The organism is Streptomyces argenteolus (assembly GCF_042902585.1).
Taxonomy (GTDB): Bacteria; Actinomycetota; Actinomycetes; order Streptomycetales; family Streptomycetaceae; genus Streptomyces; species Streptomyces argenteolus.
Genome location: NZ_JBIBEG010000013.1, coordinates 185,191 through 200,101 on the forward strand (window position 1 = coordinate 185,191; position 14,911 = coordinate 200,101).

Annotated in this window: 11 protein-coding genes; 7 read left to right on the top strand and 4 right to left on the bottom strand. The window is 72.5% G+C overall.

The annotated features are described in order from the left end of the window. Nucleotides 1-32 precede the first annotated feature (32 nt). Together ACFY8O_RS32340 and ACFY8O_RS32345 are read left to right on the top strand one after the other, a co-directional pair. Nucleotides 33-1,538: an MFS transporter gene (locus ACFY8O_RS32340; protein WP_387908683.1), complete on the top strand. Its 1,506-nt coding sequence runs from the start codon at nt 33-35 to the stop codon at nt 1,536-1,538. Beyond that, a complete protein-coding gene (locus tag ACFY8O_RS32345; protein WP_387908685.1) occupies nt 1,535-2,566 on the top strand; it encodes a glutathione S-transferase family protein in 1,032 nt (343 codons plus the stop codon). Before ACFY8O_RS32340 ends, ACFY8O_RS32345 begins: the two co-directional genes overlap by 4 nt. Nucleotides 2,567-2,573: 7 nt before the next feature. On the opposite strand, the gene ACFY8O_RS32350 is transcribed toward ACFY8O_RS32345, so the two are convergent. Further along, nucleotides 2,574-3,437, bottom strand: a complete 864-nt coding sequence (locus ACFY8O_RS32350; RefSeq protein WP_387908687.1) for a DMT family transporter — start codon at nt 3,435-3,437, stop codon at nt 2,574-2,576. A gap of 105 nt (nt 3,438-3,542) precedes the next feature. Between ACFY8O_RS32350 and ACFY8O_RS32355 the strand changes: the two genes are divergently transcribed. After that, on the top strand, nt 3,543-4,661 hold the full coding sequence (locus tag ACFY8O_RS32355) for a winged helix DNA-binding domain-containing protein (protein ID WP_387908689.1): 1,119 nt from the start codon (nt 3,543-3,545) through the stop codon (nt 4,659-4,661). Nucleotides 4,662-4,698: 37 nt separating this feature from the next. Here ACFY8O_RS32355 and ACFY8O_RS32360 read toward each other — a convergent pair whose 3' ends face one another. Further along, complete coding sequence (locus tag ACFY8O_RS32360) at nt 4,699-5,544, bottom strand: helix-turn-helix transcriptional regulator (protein ID WP_145812730.1); 846 nt, start codon at nt 5,542-5,544, stop codon at nt 4,699-4,701. Between the two features lie 106 nt (nt 5,545-5,650). Here ACFY8O_RS32360 and ACFY8O_RS32365 point away from each other — a divergent pair, with 106 nt between their 5' ends. Together ACFY8O_RS32365 and ACFY8O_RS32370 are read left to right on the top strand one after the other, a co-directional pair. Beyond that, nucleotides 5,651-7,327: an AMP-binding protein gene (locus ACFY8O_RS32365; protein WP_145812713.1), complete on the top strand. Its 1,677-nt coding sequence runs from the start codon at nt 5,651-5,653 to the stop codon at nt 7,325-7,327. Then, on the top strand, nt 7,324-8,931 hold the full coding sequence (locus tag ACFY8O_RS32370; protein ID WP_387908691.1) for an AMP-binding protein: 1,608 nt from the start codon (nt 7,324-7,326) through the stop codon (nt 8,929-8,931). Before ACFY8O_RS32365 ends, ACFY8O_RS32370 begins: the two co-directional genes overlap by 4 nt. Nucleotides 8,932-8,952: 21 nt before the next feature. Here the strand turns inward: ACFY8O_RS32370 and ACFY8O_RS32375 are convergent, their stop codons facing one another. Together ACFY8O_RS32375 and ACFY8O_RS32380 are read right to left on the bottom strand one after the other, a co-directional pair. Then, nucleotides 8,953-9,174 carry a hypothetical protein gene (locus tag ACFY8O_RS32375; protein ID WP_145812717.1) on the bottom strand — a complete coding sequence of 74 codons (222 nt, stop codon included), beginning with the start codon at nt 9,172-9,174 and terminating at the stop codon, nt 8,953-8,955. Between the two features lie 81 nt (nt 9,175-9,255). Next, a complete protein-coding gene (locus ACFY8O_RS32380) occupies nt 9,256-9,975 on the bottom strand; it encodes a hypothetical protein (RefSeq protein ID WP_387908694.1) in 720 nt (239 codons plus the stop codon). 270 nt (nt 9,976-10,245) lie between these two features. Between ACFY8O_RS32380 and gcl the strand changes: the two genes are divergently transcribed. Further along, nucleotides 10,246-12,030 carry a glyoxylate carboligase gene (gene gcl / locus ACFY8O_RS32385; protein WP_387908696.1) on the top strand — a complete coding sequence of 595 codons (1,785 nt, stop codon included), beginning with the start codon at nt 10,246-10,248 and terminating at the stop codon, nt 12,028-12,030. A gap of 328 nt (nt 12,031-12,358) precedes the next feature. Beyond that, nucleotides 12,359-14,737 (top strand): serine/threonine-protein kinase, encoded by a 2,379-nt coding sequence (locus ACFY8O_RS32390; protein WP_387908698.1) that lies wholly within the window; start codon nt 12,359-12,361, stop codon nt 14,735-14,737. Nucleotides 14,738-14,911 lie beyond the last annotated feature (174 nt).

Genomic DNA, 14,911 nt, shown 5'->3' on the forward strand with positions numbered 1-14,911 from the left:
GGTCCGGGCGGAGGCGAACTAGGGTGCCGAGCATGGCAGAGAGCACGGACCACCGGGACACGGGCAAGCCCGGTACCGGCCCCGCCGACCCCCGTCGCTGGCGCGCCCTCGCCGTCTGCCTGGTGGCCGGCTTCATGACCCTGCTGGACGTCTCCATCGTCAACGTGGCGCTGCCGTCCATCAAAGAGGGCCTCGACACCCCGGAATCCGACCTCCAGTGGGTGCTGTCCGGCTACGCGCTGGCCTTCGGCCTCGTCCTCATCCCCGGGGGGAGGCTGGGCGACGCGCGGGGCAGGCGCACCGTCTTCATGGCCGGGCTGACCCTCTTCACCCTCGCCTCCGCCGCCTGTGGGGCCGCCCAGTCCAGTCTGTGGCTGGTCGTCGCCCGGCTGCTGCAGGGCGCGGCGGGCGGGCTGCTCTCGCCCCAGATCTCCGCGCTGATCCAGCAGATGTTCTCCGGACGCGAGCGAGGCCGCGCCTTCGGCATGTTCGGCACGGTGGTCGGCATCTCCACCGCCGTCGGCCCGCTGCTGGGAGGTCTGCTGATCCAGGGCGCCGGGGCCGAGGAGGGCTGGCGCTGGGTGTTCTACGTCAACCTCCCCATCGGGGCCCTCTGCCTCTTCCTCGCGCGGCGGCTGCTCCCCGACACCCCGTCGGCCGGCCGGGTGCGCCCGCGCGACCTGGACCCGGTCGGCGTGCTGCTGCTCGGCGCGGGGGTGCTCGCCCTGCTGCTGCCGTTCGTCCAGGCCCAGCAGTGGCCGGGGAACGGCAAGTGGCTGCTCGTGCCGGTCGCCGCCGCGCTGCTCGCCGCGTTCGTCGCCTGGGACTCCCGCTGCGTACGGCGTGGCGTCCAGCCGGTGCTCAACCTGGCGCTCTTCCGGCTCAGGGCCTTCTGGCTGGGCTGCCTGATGATCCTGCTGTACTTCGCGGGATTCACCTCGATCTTCTTCATCAGCACCCTCTACCTCCAGTCCGGACTCCACTACAGCGCCCTGGAGGCCGGGCTCGCGATCACCCCGTTCGCCCTGGGCGCGGGCGCGTCGGCGAGTATCGGCGGCCGGCTGGTCGGCCGTTTCGGGCGGCCCCTCATCGTCGTGGGACTGAGCATGGTCGCCGTGGGGCTCGGCCTCACCGCACTGGCCGCGCACCTGGTGCCGGGGCGGGGCGCCGGGCTCGCGATGGCCGCCCCACTGCTGCTGTCGGGGCTGGGCAGCGGACTGGTCATCGCACCCAACCAGACCCTCACCCTCTCCGAGGTGCCGGTGAACAACGCGGGCAGTGCCGGGGGCACCCTCCAGACCAGCCAGCGCGTCGGCTCGGCCATCGGGATCGCCGCCGTCGGTTCGGTCTTCTTCGCCAGGCTGGGCCCCGACGACTGGGCGGGCGCCTACGACCACGGACTCGTCGTCTCCGTCGCGTTCGTCCTCGCGGCTCTGATCGTGGCCCTGGCCGATGTCGGGGCGGGCCGGCGGGGAAGGAGACGTTCCGAGACGTCCGAAGCCACCGAAGCCACCGAAGCGCCGGGGAGACCACGATGAACGACACCGAGGACCAGGGACCGAACGCCAACACCTCGTACGGCCACAAGCCCTTCAAACGCTCGCGCAGCCACTTCGCCGACCGCATCACCGCCGACGGCCGTGACGGCTGGCCCGTCGAGTCCGGGCGCTACCGGCTGGTCGTCAGCCGCGCCTGCCCGTGGGCGAGCCGCGCCCTGGTCTCCCGCCGGCTGCTCGGGCTGGAGAGCGCGCTCTCGCTCGCCGTCGCCGACCCGATCCAGGACGACCGCAGCTGGCGGTTCACCCTCGACGAGGACGGCAGGGACCCGGTGCTCGGCATCCGCTTCCTGAGCGAGGCGTACGACGCGAGGGAACGCGGCTACCCCGGCGGGGTCAGCGTGCCCGCCGTCGTCGACGTACCGACCCGGACCCTGGTCACCAACGACTACCAGCAGATCACGCTCGACCTGGCCACCGAGTGGACCGAGCTGCACCGCCCCGGCGCCCCCGACCTGTACCCCGGGCCGCTGCGCGCCGGGATCGACGAGGTGATGGACGGGATCTACCGGGACGTCAACAACGGGGTCTACCGGGCCGGCTTCGCCTCGGAACAGGGGGAGTACGAAGCGGCGTACGTCGATGTCTTCCGCCGCCTGGACCTGGTCTCCGAGCGACTCGCCGGGCAGCGCTACCTCGTCGGGGACACGATCACCGAGGCCGACATCCGGCTGTTCACCACGCTCGTGCGCTTCGACGCCGTCTACCACGGGCACTTCAAGTGCAACCGCTCGAAACTGACCGAGGACCCGGTCCTGTGGGCGTACGTCCGCGACCTCTACCAGACGCCCGGCTTCGGCGACACCGTCGACTTCGACCACATCAAGCGGCACTACCACCAGGTGCACACAGGCATCAACCCGACCGGGATCGTGCCGCTCGGCCCCGATCTGTCGGGATGGCGGACCCCGCACCACCGCGAGCAGCTGGGCGGCCGGCCGTTCGGCGACGGCACCCCGCCCGGACCGGTGCCGCCCGGCGAGGAGGTCCCCGCCCGGGGGCGCCCCTGAACCCCGTTCACCGCGTGCCGGGCGGCGGTCCGGCGGTGGCCAGCGGCGAACGCGAGAGCACGACGCAGCCGACGGCGATCAGCGCGAGCCCGGCCAGCTGGGGCAGCAGCCACCACCCGGCCCGCAGCTCCTCGCCGAACAGCGTCACCCCGTACAGCACACTGATCAGCGCGTCCCCCAGCGTCAGCATCGGCTGTACGGCGACGAGGCTGCCCGCCTGGAGCGCGTTCTGGAGGAGGAACAGCGCGCCGACGCCGGCCGCAGCGGTGGCGTACAGCTGCCACGCCGTCAGCAGGCCGACCGCGCCGTCGCTGTCCAGCCGCGCCATGGCGTCCTTCATCAGCGCGGCGGTCAGCGCGTAACCGCAGGCCGCCGCAAGGCCCAGCAACGCGGCCCTGGGGTTGCCCCGGGTGCCGAGCGCGCCGGCGATCAGCGCGGCCTCGAACGCCCCGGTCGCCACCAGGGCGGGGATCCAGGCCGCGCCCCTGACGTCGTCGCTGCCTCCGGCGGGATCGGCGGCGGCCATGGCGAGGGCCAGCCCCAGCGTCACGGCGGCCACCCCGTACCAGACCGGGCGGGTGACCTTCACCCGCATGACGAACCCGGCGATGAGCAGCGTGGCGGGAAGCTCGATGACGAAGATCGGCTGGACGACCGCGATCGGGCCCGTGGCCAGCGCCACCGCCTGGCATACGGCGGCGACGATCACGAGGCCGATCCCGGCGAGCCACACCTTCTGGCGCACCAGACGCCCGATCAGTGACAGGCGCATCGCCTCGCTGTCGGGCACCGTGAGCGCGGCCCGCCGCTGGAGGACGGAGGCGGAGCCGTTGCTGAGCGCGGTCAGGACGGCGAACAGGACACTGATCACCCGCCCCATCATGAGGGCCCGCCCCGCCCGGGCCGCGGCGCCGCGGCCCCCGCGAGTGTCGCGCTTCGCCGACCGGCGCCGACGGGCCCGCGTACGCTGCGGGACATGGCCGCGAAGAACGCACCCCTGCTCTCCACCCGCGCGCTCAACAGGGCGACTCTGGAGCGTCAGTTGCTGCTGCGCCGGGCCGCCCTGCCGGCGAAGGAGGCCATCGGTCACCTGGTCGGTCTGCAGGCCCAGAACACCCGGCCGCCGTACTTCCAGCTCCGCGCCCGCCTGGAGGGCTTCGATCCCGCAGAGCTCTCCTCGCTCATGGAGTCCCGGGAGGTGGTCAGGATCGTCACCCTGCGCTCCACGATCCACACCCACACCGCCGAGGACGCCCTCACCCTGCGCCCGCTGGTCCAGCCCGCCCGGCAGCGGGAGCTGCACATGTTCCGGCACGGGCTCGCCGGTGTGGACCTCGACCGGCTCGCCGCGCTCAGCAGGGAGCTCGTCGAGGAGCGGCCCCGCACCATGAAGGAGCTGCGCGAGGAACTCCTGCGCCCCTGGCCCGAGGCCGACCCACGGGCGCTCGCCGTCGCCGCACGCTGCCTGCTGCCGCTGGTCCAGGTCACCCCGCGCGGGCTGTGGGGGCGCAGCGGTCAGGTCGCCCTGACGACGGCCGAGCACTGGCTGGACAGCCCGCCGCGACCCGCCGCCTCACCGGACGCGACCGTGCTGCGCTACCTCGGTGCCTTCGGGCCCGCTTCGGTCAAGGACATGCAGATGTGGGCCGGGCTCACCCGGATGCGCGAGGTCTTCGAGCGGCTGCGGCCGGAGCTGCTCACCTTCCGCGACGAGAACGGCACCGAGCTCTTCGACCTGCCCGGCGCCCCGCGTCCCGACCCGGACACCCCGGCCCCGCCGCGCTTCCTGCCGGAGTTCGACAACGTGCTGCTCGGACACGCCGACCGGACCCGGCTGATCCCGCCCGCGTACAAGGGGAGCAACGGCGTGGGCAACCAGGCCTACGGAACCGTCCTCGTCGACGGCTTCCTGGCCGCGCTCTGGCGCCTCGACGAGGCCGCGGACGAGGCGGTCGTCACGGTGCAGCCGCTGGGGGAGACCGGCCCGGCCGCGCGCGACGAGATCACCCGGGAGGCCCTGGAGACGCTGAAGGTCATGGCTCCGGCACCCTCGCACGACGTCCGGTTCGGCACGTTCGTCGACGTCGGCGCCTGATCCACCCGCACCTCCTGGCCTGGGGGCGCCCCGGCGCTCAGGGCAGCAGCCCCGCACGCCGTGCCGCCACCACGGCCTCCAGCCGGGTACGCGCCCCCAGCTTCCGCATCGCCGACCGCAGATAGCTCTTCACGGTCTCGGGCCGCAGGCCCAGCCGGCCGGCCGTCGCGGCGTTCGTCGCGCCCGAGGCGACGCAGGCGATCACGTCCAGCTCGCGCGGCGCCAGCCGGACCGGTCCGCCCGCCCGTGGCCGCTCCGCCCCGGCGGCCGACGCGAGCCGGCCGCACACCGAGAGCAGCTCCTCGCGCAGTGCGGGGTCGGCGATCCTCGGGGCCAGGGCCCGCAGCTCGCGATGGACCTCCCGGACGTCCTCCCAGGTGCCGGGTCCCGTGCCCGGATCGGTGACCCGGTCCCTGGTGGTGGCCAGGAGCCGCTGCACCTCGTCCCGTACGGCGAGGGCCTGCTCCACGTCGCGGGCCGCCGAGACCGCCGCGTCGAACGCACGGTCGCCGAGGGTGAGCGGCTCGCGCAGCGCCCCGTACAGCACCCCGCGCACCGTGCGGCGCACGACGACGGGCACGGCGACGACCGAGCGCAGGCCCTCGGCGGCGACGGCCGTGTCGTACTCGTGGCTGATGTGGCGGGCCGAGGGGTAGTCCGTGACCGCGCACGGCCGTGACAGCGCGATCGCCTTCCCGCCGAGACCGCTGCCCGCCGAGATCATGAGACCGCGCAGTGCGGGGGTCTGCGCCCCGCTCAGCTCGGCGATCCTGGCGTGGCGCGCGTCGGACAGCAGCCCGCCGAAGACCACCGGCAGCCCGCTCGTCCGGCGCAGCCGCAGCAGGGCCGCGCGCAACTCGGTCTCCTCGCCCGCTTCCGGCACGCCGATGACACCCCGCCCTGTTCCGCCGTACCCCCGTTCGGGGGTGGTGAGATCTGGGTCACTGTTCACATGATGTTAAAGGACGGGTTCGCAACGAGGAGGACACATGCCGGCAACCACTGCGACGGAGACGTTCCGGGCGGCCCGGGACTTTCTGATCGCACACCGCGAGGACTACTCCGCGGCCTACGCGGGCTTCAGCTGGCCCCGGCTCGACCGGTTCAACTGGGCGCTCGACTGGTTCGACGTCATCGCCGAGGGCAACGACCGCACCGCCCTGCACATCGTGGAGGAGGACGGCGGACGCACGGAGGTCTCCTTCGCCCGGATGGCGGCCCGCTCGAACAGTGCCGCGAACTGGCTGCGGGCCCAGGGCGTGGCCGCGGGGGACCGGGTCCTGGTGATGCTCGGCAACCAGACCGAGCTGTGGGAGACCGCCCTCGCCGCGATGAAGCTGCGCGCCGTCGTCATCCCCGCCACCCCGCTGCTGGGGCCGGTCGACCTGCGCGACCGGGTCGAGCGCGGCCGGGTGCGCCATGTCCTCGTTCGGTCGGCCGACACCGGGAAGTTCGACGAGGTGCCCGGTGACTACACCCGCATCGCCGTCGGCGGCGACGTCGAGGGCTGGCTCTCCTACGGCGACGCGGACAGGGCGCCGGAGACGTTCACCCCGGACGCGGCGACCGACGCCGACGAACCGCTGATGCTGTACTTCACCTCCGGGACGACGGCGAGCCCGAAGCTGGTCGAGCACACCCATGTCTCGTACCCGGTCGGCCACTTGTCCACGATGTACTGGATCGGGCTCAAGCCCGGCGACGTGCACCTGAACATCTCCTCACCCGGCTGGGCGAAGCACGCCTGGTCGAACCTCTTCGCTCCCTGGACCGCCGAGGCCACGGTCTTCATCTTCAACTACACCCGCTTCGACGCCGCCCGGCTGATGGCGGAGATGGACCGCTCGGAAGTCACCAGTTTCTGTGCCCCGCCCACGGTCTGGCGGATGCTCATCCAGGCCGACCTCTCCCAGCTGCGCACCCCGCCCAGGGAGGCCGTCGCCGCCGGTGAGCCGCTCAACCCCGAGGTCATCGAGAGCGTCCGGCGCGCCTGGGGCGTCACCATCAGGGACGGCTTCGGCCAGACCGAGACCTCCGTCCAGGTGGCGAACAGCCCGGGGCAGCTGCTCAAGGCCGGCTCCATGGGGCGTCCGAGCCCCGGCTTCCAGGTCGTGCTGCTGGACCCGGTCTCCGGTGAGCCGGGAGCCCGGGAGGGCGAGATCTCCCTCGACCTGTCCAACGCCCCGGTCGGGCTGATGACGGGTTACCACGGCGACCCCGAGCGCACCGCCGAGGCCATGGCAGGCGGCTACTACCGCACCGGGGACATCGGCGCGCGCGACGAGGACGGCTACCTCACCTACGTCGGCCGCGCGGACGACGTCTTCAAGGCGTCCGACTACAAGATCTCGCCGTTCGAGCTGGAGAGCGCCCTGCTGGAGCACGAGGCGGTGGCCGAGGCCGCCGTCGTGCCCGCCCCCGACCCGGTCCGCCTCTCCGTCCCGAAGGCGTACGTCGTGCTCGCGGCGGGCTGGGAACCCGGCCCCGACACCGCCAAGGTGCTGTTCGAGCACTCCCGGTCGGTCCTCGCCCCGTACAAACGCATCCGCAGGCTGGAATTCGCCGACCTGCCCAAGACCGTCTCCGGGAAGATCCGCAGGATCGAGCTGCGCGAGCGGACGGCGCAGGGCGCCGGTACCGAGTTCGACGAGGGGGACTTCCGGTGACCGGCCTCTCCTACGCGCACGGCACGGGCGGTACCGCCCTGCTCGGCGACACCATCGGCCGCAACCTGGACCGGGCGATCGAGGCGTTCGGCGAGCGGGAGGCCCTGGTCGACGTGGTCTCGGGACGCCGCTGGACCTACGCGCGCTTCGGCGCCGACGTGGAGGAACTGGCCCGGGGGCTGATGGCGTCCGGGGTGGCCAAGGGCGACCGGGTCGGCATCTGGGCGGTGAACTGCCCGGAATGGGTCCTCGTCCAGTACGCGACGGCGCGCATCGGGGCCGTCATGGTCACGATCAATCCCGCCTACCGCGCGCACGAACTGAAGTACGTGCTGGGGCAGGCCGGCATCTCCGTCCTGGTCGCCTCGCTCGCCCACCGCACCAGTGACTACCGGGCGCTGGTGGACCAGGTGCGCGCCGAGTGTCCCGCCCTGCGGTCGGTCCACTACATCGGTGACCCGTCCTGGGACGAGCTGACCACCGCCGCGGCATCGGTGACGGGAGACCAACTGGCCGAGCGGGAGGCCGGGTTGTCCTGCGACGACCCGATCAACATCCAGTACACCTCCGGCACCACCGGCTTCCCCAAGGGGGCCGTCCTCTCCCACCACAACATCCTCAACAACGGCTACTTCGTGGGGGAGATGATCGCCTACACCGAACAGGACCGGGTCTGCCTGCCCGTGCCGTTCTACCACTGCTTCGGCATGGTCATGGGAAACCTCGCCATCACCTCCCACGGCGCCTGCGCCGTGATCCCCGCCCCTGCCTTCGAGCCCGCCTCGGTGCTGGCCGCCGTCGAGCAGGAGCGCTGCACCTCGCTCTACGGCGTGCCCACCATGTTCATCGCGGAGCTGAACCTGCCCGGCTTCGCCTCGTACGACCTCTCCTCGCTGCGTACCGGGATCATGGCCGGATCGCCGTGCCCGGTCGAGGTGATGAAGCGGGTGGTCGCCGAGATGCACATGGAGGAGGTGTCCATCTGTTACGGGATGACGGAGACCTCCCCGGTCTCCACCCAGACCCGCAGGGACGACGACCTGGAGCGCCGCACCGGCACGGTCGGGCGCGTGATGCCGCACATCGAGGTCAAGGTCGTCGACCCGGTGACGGGCGTGACCCTGCCGCGCGGCGAGGCCGGTGAACTGTGCACCCGGGGCTACAGCGTGATGCTCGGATACTGGGACCAGCCCGAGCGGACCGCCGAAGTCGTCGACGCGGGACGCTGGATGCACACCGGCGACCTCGCGGTGATGAGGGAGGACGGCTACGTCCAGATCGTCGGCCGGATCAAGGACGTGATCATCCGTGGGGGCGAGAACGTGTATCCCCGGGAGATCGAGGAATTCCTGTACGGCCACCCGAAGATCGCGGACGTCCAGGTGGTCGGGGTGCCCGACGCGACCTACGGCGAGGAGATCCTGGCCTGTGTCATCCCCCGTGACCCGTCGGACCCGCCGACGCTGGACGAGGTGACGGCGTACTGCCGCGAGCAGCTCGCGCACTACAAGATCCCGCGCGGCCTGCGGATCCTGGAGGCCTTCCCGATGACGGTCAGCGGGAAGGTCCGGAAGGTCGAACTCCGGGAGACCTACGGCGCGTAGTCCCGGACGGGCGGCGGCGGGTCAGGCGGCTTCGGTGACGCCGGAGCCGATGCCCTGGGTGGCCGCCGCCCATTCGACGAGCAGTACCTCGTACTCCGCGGCCTCCACGGGGGTCCAGTCCTGGCCGGCGCGCGCGTCGACCAGCGCGCGGATCGCCTCGTTCGCCTCGACGGCGGAGGGGTGGGCGGGCTGGGTCAGGAAAACGGGGGAGGAGTGAGTGGGATGCCGAGGAGTTAAGACCATGCCTTCACTCTACGTCCTCATACTGACAACGCCCCGAACATATGCGGTCGGCAGGGCACAGGTGACCGAAATCATGCGGCCTCAGGGGCCGACGCTGATCAATTCGTCGGCCGGACCGTTGGCGGGCTGAGGGGTCCCCGTGAGGTCGAGGACGAACAGCGGGATGGCGAGGCCGTCCGCGCGGGAGCGGGCCTCGTCCGTGTAGCCGGCCAGGGAGAACAGTACGGCCGCCACCGAGGCGTTGAGGGCGTTGAGCCAGAGGCACTCGACGTCACGCAGGGGTGTGGGCCGCGTGGTCGCGTCGACCTGCGCCACGAGACCGGCGGCCCGGAGGTCGATCCGGGAGCTCGGCCGTACCTCGGGCTGGACGACGTCGCGGTAGCCGAGCCAGCGCAGGTACAGCGCCGCCGTGCTCACCGCGTCGCGCGCCGTGCGTATCACCAGCGGCCTGAACGACGGGCGCGGACGCGCCGCGGTGCGGGACGGCGGTACGGGGGAGGGGGCGGCCGGTCCCGCGGCGGCCTGCGTGATGCCGCGCGTCGCCACGGGGCGCACCGGGATGCGCAGCACCGTCCCGCAGGGGCAGCAGAGTTCGGGATGCGGCCACTGGTCGCGGCGCCCGCAGGAGTGGCAGCGCACGCTCACCCAGTCGTCGTTCCACGTGCGGTGGGTGATGGGCACCGCGGGCGCGCCGCGCATCAGCGGTGGGGCGGTGGGGGAGCCGCACGGGCAGGGGTAGACCGGCGTGATGTACGCGTGCTCCCTGCGGCAGGCCGGGCAGCGCACCGGTACGGACTCCACGTGCTGCCCCTTCCCTCCGCCGCTCCGGCGGCGACCGCGTTCCGTACTCCATCGTCCACCAGGAGCGACGTTCCCGTGAGGGAGTTGGCGTACTTCGCGGTCGTGTCTTCACCCCCGCCCGGGAGCGCCGGATCCCGTTCTCTTGACGGCCCTGGGGGGTCGTCCTACATTGGATTCCGTATAGCAGAACAAAACTTCCGTAATGCGGAATTGGTGCTCTCAGGTGGCGCGACAGAGCCCGAATCCACCAGGTCCGAGCAGGAGCACTCAATGCCTCGTATGACCGCTGCCCGAGCGGCAGTTGAGATCCTCAAGCGCGAAGGCGTCAGTAACGCGTTCGGTGTGCCGGGTGCGGCGATCAACCCGTTCTACGCGGCCCTCAAGGCCTCCGGCGGGGTGCACCACACCCTCGCGCGCCATGTCGAGGGCGCCTCGCACATGGCCGAGGGCTACACCCGTGCCAAGGCCGGCAACATCGGTGTCTGCATCGGGACGTCGGGGCCCGCGGGGACCGACATGATCACCGGCCTCTACTCCGCCATCGCCGACTCGATCCCGATCCTCTGCATCACCGGCCAGGCCCCGACGGCGGTCCTCCACAAGGAGGACTTCCAGGCCGTCGACATCGCGTCGATCGCGGCCCCGGTGACCAAGGCCGCGACCACCGTCCTGGAGGCCGCGCAGGTCCCCGGCGTCTTCCAGCAGGCCTTCCACCTGATGCGCACGGGCCGGCCGGGACCGGTCCTCATCGACCTGCCGATCGACGTGCAGCTCACCGAGATCGAGTTCGACCCCGAGCTCTACGAGCCGCTGCCCGTCCACAAGCCCGCCGCGAGCCGCAAGCAGATCGAGCGGGCCGTCGAGATGCTGAACGCGTCCGAGCGCCCGCTGCTCGTCGCCGGCGGCGGCATCATCAACGCCGACGCGTCGCACCTCCTGGTGGAGTTCGCCGAGCTGACCGGCGTCCCGGTCGTCCCCACCCTGATGGGCTGGGGCATCCTCCCGGACGACCACGAGCTGAACGCGGGCATGGTCGGCCTCCAGACCTCCCACCGCTACGGCAACGCGAACTTCCTGGAGTCCGACTTCGTCCTCGGCATCGGCAACCGCTGGGCCAACCGCCACACAGGCAAGCTGGACGTCTACACGAAGGGCCGCACCTTCGTCCACGTCGACATCGAGCCCACCCAGCTGGGCAAGATCTTCGCCCCGGACCTCGGCATCGCCTCGGACGCGAAGGCGGCCCTGGAGGTCCTCGTCGAGGTGGCGCGCGAGCTGAAGGCCGCCGGACAGCTGAAGGACCGTTCGCGATGGGCGGCCTCCACGCAGGAACGCCGGGCGACGCTCCAGCGGCGCACGCACTTCGACGACGTGCCGCTGAAGCCGCAGCGGGTGTACGAGGAGATGAACCGGGCGTTCGGCCCCGAGACCCGCTACGTCACCACCATCGGCCTCTCCCAGATCGCGGGCGCGCAGATGCTGCACGTCTACCGGCCCCGCCACTGGATCAACTGCGGCCAGGCCGGGCCGCTGGGCTGGACGATCCCCGCCGCGCTCGGCGTGGCCACGGCGGACCCGGAGGGCTCGGTGGTCGCGCTCTCCGGCGACTACGACTTCCAGTTCATGCTGGAGGAACTCGCGGTCGGCGCGCAGCACCGCATCCCGTACGTCCACGTGCTGGTGAACAACTCCTACCTGGGGCTCATCCGGCAGGCGCAGCGCACCTTCGACATCGACTTCCAGGTCAACCTGGAGTTCGAGAACCTCAACTCCCCGGAAGTGGGCGTCTACGGCGTCGACCACGTCAAGGTCGTCGAGGGCTTGGGCTGCAAGGCCATCCGGGTCACCGAGCCCGACCAGCTGCTGCCCGCCTTCGAGGAGGCCAAGAAGCTCGCGGCGGAGCACCGGGTGCCGGTGGTGGTCGAGGCGATCCTCGAGCGCGTCACCAACATCTCGATGAGCGGCTCGGACATCGCGTCCGTCAACGAGTTCGAGGACGTGGCGACCGAGCCCGGCCACGCGCCGACCTCGATCCGCGCGCTGACGGTGTCCTGAACCGGTGCGGCGCCGGCGTCCACGACCCCCGCGGTCGAGGGCGCCGGCGCCGTCATGTGCCGGACGGGGAAGCGGATCCGGGCGGATCGGCACCCGGCCCGGGCGCTCGCGGCCCTGGGATTCAACGGCCCCACCGCCGCGCGGTAGCCTGAACCGGTTCGTGGCAGCGCTTCGTCGCAGGCCGTGGCATCCTCCTCCCCGGAGCCGGGGCAGCTCGCCGACGCGGGCCGCGTGCCGGGGGACGGATGCGTGAAAACCGTTCGCGTACGGCCGGCTTGCGGCCGTCCACGGGAGCTCCGCGGTCATCGGCGAACTGAGTGTGGGGGCAGTGTTGGCAGCGAGGGTGTTGGCGCACCGGTACGAACTCGAGAAGCTACTGGGCCGCGGGGGCATGGGTGAGGTCTGGCAGGCCCGCGACAACAGGATCATGCGCCGGGTCGCGGTCAAGCTCCTCCACCACATGCCGGACGAGGCCGGGGCGGCCGAGCTGTTCTTCCGTGAGGCGCGCACCGCGGGCGGGCTGAGTCACCCGGGGGTGGTGGGCGTCCACGATCTGGGAGAGGACACGGACGGCACGCTCTTCCTGGTGATGGAACTGGTCGAGGGGCGTGACCTGCGCGCGGTACTGCGCCAGGACGGCCGTCCCCCGGTGGCCGCGGCCATGGACTGGACGGCGCAGATCGCCGACGTGCTGGTGGCCGCCCACGCGGTCGAGATGGTGCACCGCGACCTGAAGCCGGACAACGTCATGCTCACCGCGGGCGGCACCGTGAAGGTCCTCGACTTCGGGATCGCCCGCTACCTGTCCGCGGCCACCCTGGCCAGCCGCGTCATCGGCACCCCGGCGTACATGCCCCCGGAGCGGCTCCAGGGCAGGACCGGCGACGGGCGGGGCGACCTGTACTCACTCGGCTGCGTCCTGTACGAACTGCTCACGGGACGGCCGCCCTTCGACGCCTCCGAGCCCGGGGCCCTGGTGTACGCCCACCTGCAGCAGGAGCCGATTCCCCCGGGCAGCCGCCGCGGCGGCATCCCGACCTCGCTGGACGAGCTGGTGACCGACCTGCTGGCCAAGGACCCCGACCAACGGCCCGCGACGGCCGCGGAGGTGCGCGACCGGCTCCGCGGCGTCATCGATCCGCGTGACGGCGCGTCCTGGCCGGGCGGCTTCCGGGCAGGACGGCCGAGTGACGCGGTGCCGGGCGACAAGCGCAGGGCCGCCGGCGAGGGTGGCACCCGCATCCTGGAGCCGGAGCCCGCGAACGCCGTGCGGCCCCGGGAGGACGACGCCCGGGAGGCGACCGGGACCGACGCGAAGCAGGACGCCGTGGCGCTCTTCGCGGCGCTCGTCAGGGACCGGGCCCGCGTCCTGGGACCCGACCACCCGGACACGCTGCTCTCCCGGCACCAGCACGCCTGGAACGTCGGCAACGCCGGCCGGAACGCGGAGGCGGCGGAGCTGCACGCGGCCCTCGTCGAGGATCGTGCCCGGGTCCTCGGGCCCGATCACCCGGACACGCTGCTGTCGCGGCACCAGCAGGCGTGGAACGTGGGCAGCGCCGGCCGCCACGCGGAGGCGGCGGCGCTCTTCGAGTCCGTCATCGCGGACCGGACCCGGATCCTGGGCGCGGATCATCCGGACACCTTGCAGTCCCGCCACAACGACGCCTGGTTCGTGGGTGACGCGGGCCGGAACAAGCGGGCCGTGGCGCTCTTCGCGGCGCTCGTCGAGGACCGCGTACGGGTGCTGGGCCCCGTACATCCGGACACGCTGCTGTCGCGGCACCAGCACGCCTGGAACGTGGGCAGGACAGGCCGGAACGCGGAGGCGGCGACGCTGCACGCCACGATCGCCGAGGACCGGGCCCGCGCCTTCGGGCCCGACGACTCCCGCACGCTGCTGTCGCGGCACCAGCACGCCTGGAACGTCGGCAGGACCGGCCGGCACAAGGAGGCGGCGGAGCTGCACGCGGCGGTCGCGGAGGACCGGGCCCGGGTCCTCGGCCCGGACCACCTGGACACCCTGCACTCGCGCCACCAGCACGCCTGGAACGTCGGGCACACGAACCGGCCCCTCGACGCGGCGGCGCTGCACGGGGCGCTGATGGAGGACCGTGCCCGCGTCCTCGGGCCCGATCACCCGGACACGCTGCTGTCGCGGCACCAGCACGCGTGGAACGTGGGCAGCGCCGGGCGGCACCAGGAGGCGGCCGAGCTGTTCGCGGGCGTCATCGCGGACCGGGTCCGGGTCCTGGGTGCCGATCATCCGGACACCTTGCAGTCCCGGCACAACGACGCCTGGTTCGTGGGTGACGCGGGGAAGAACCAGGAGGCGGCCGAGCTCTTCGCGGCCCTGGTCGAGGACCGTGTCCGGGTGCTCGGCCCCGACGACCCGGACACGCTGCTGTCGCGGCACCAGCACGCCTGGAACGTGGGCAGGACCGGACGGTACGAGGAGGCGGCGGAGCTGCACGGGGCGGTCGCGGAGGCCCGCAGGCGGCTCCTGGGCCCCGACGACTCCCGCACCCTGCTGTCGCGCCATCAGCATGCCTGGAACATCAGCGCGACCGGCCGGTACCAGGAGGCGGCGGCGCTGCACGCGGCGATCGTCGAGGACCGGACCCGCGTGCTGGGCGCCGATCATCCGGACACCCTGCAGTCCCGCCACCAGCACGCCTGGAACCTCGGGAAGATGTCGGGCGCCTGAACCGGGGTTCCCGGAGCGGGTCCGCGCCCGGCTGGTCCGGTGCGCCGTCATGGCACAGGGGTGGGGGGGGGGGGGCGCCCCCGGCCCCCCCCCCCCCCGGGGGGGGCCCCCCCCCCCGCCCCCCGGGGGCGGGGGGGGGGGGGGCGCGCCGCGCTCGGCGGGGCGGCCCCCCCC

Excerpts from the sequence above, each read along its gene's own strand:
- ACFY8O_RS32340 (WP_387908683.1), top strand. The coding sequence starts at position 33 with ATGGCAGAGAGCACGGACCACCGGGACACGGGCAAGCCCGGTACCGGC.
- ACFY8O_RS32345 (WP_387908685.1), top strand. The coding sequence starts at position 1,535 with ATGAACGACACCGAGGACCAGGGACCGAACGCCAACACCTCGTACGGC.
- ACFY8O_RS32355 (WP_387908689.1), top strand. The coding sequence starts at position 3,543 with ATGGCCGCGAAGAACGCACCCCTGCTCTCCACCCGCGCGCTCAACAGG.
- ACFY8O_RS32365 (WP_145812713.1), top strand. The coding sequence starts at position 5,651 with ATGCCGGCAACCACTGCGACGGAGACGTTCCGGGCGGCCCGGGACTTT.
- ACFY8O_RS32375 (WP_145812717.1), bottom strand. The coding sequence starts at position 9,174 with ATGGTCTTAACTCCTCGGCATCCCACTCACTCCTCCCCCGTTTTCCTG.
- gcl (WP_387908696.1), top strand. The coding sequence starts at position 10,246 with ATGCCTCGTATGACCGCTGCCCGAGCGGCAGTTGAGATCCTCAAGCGC.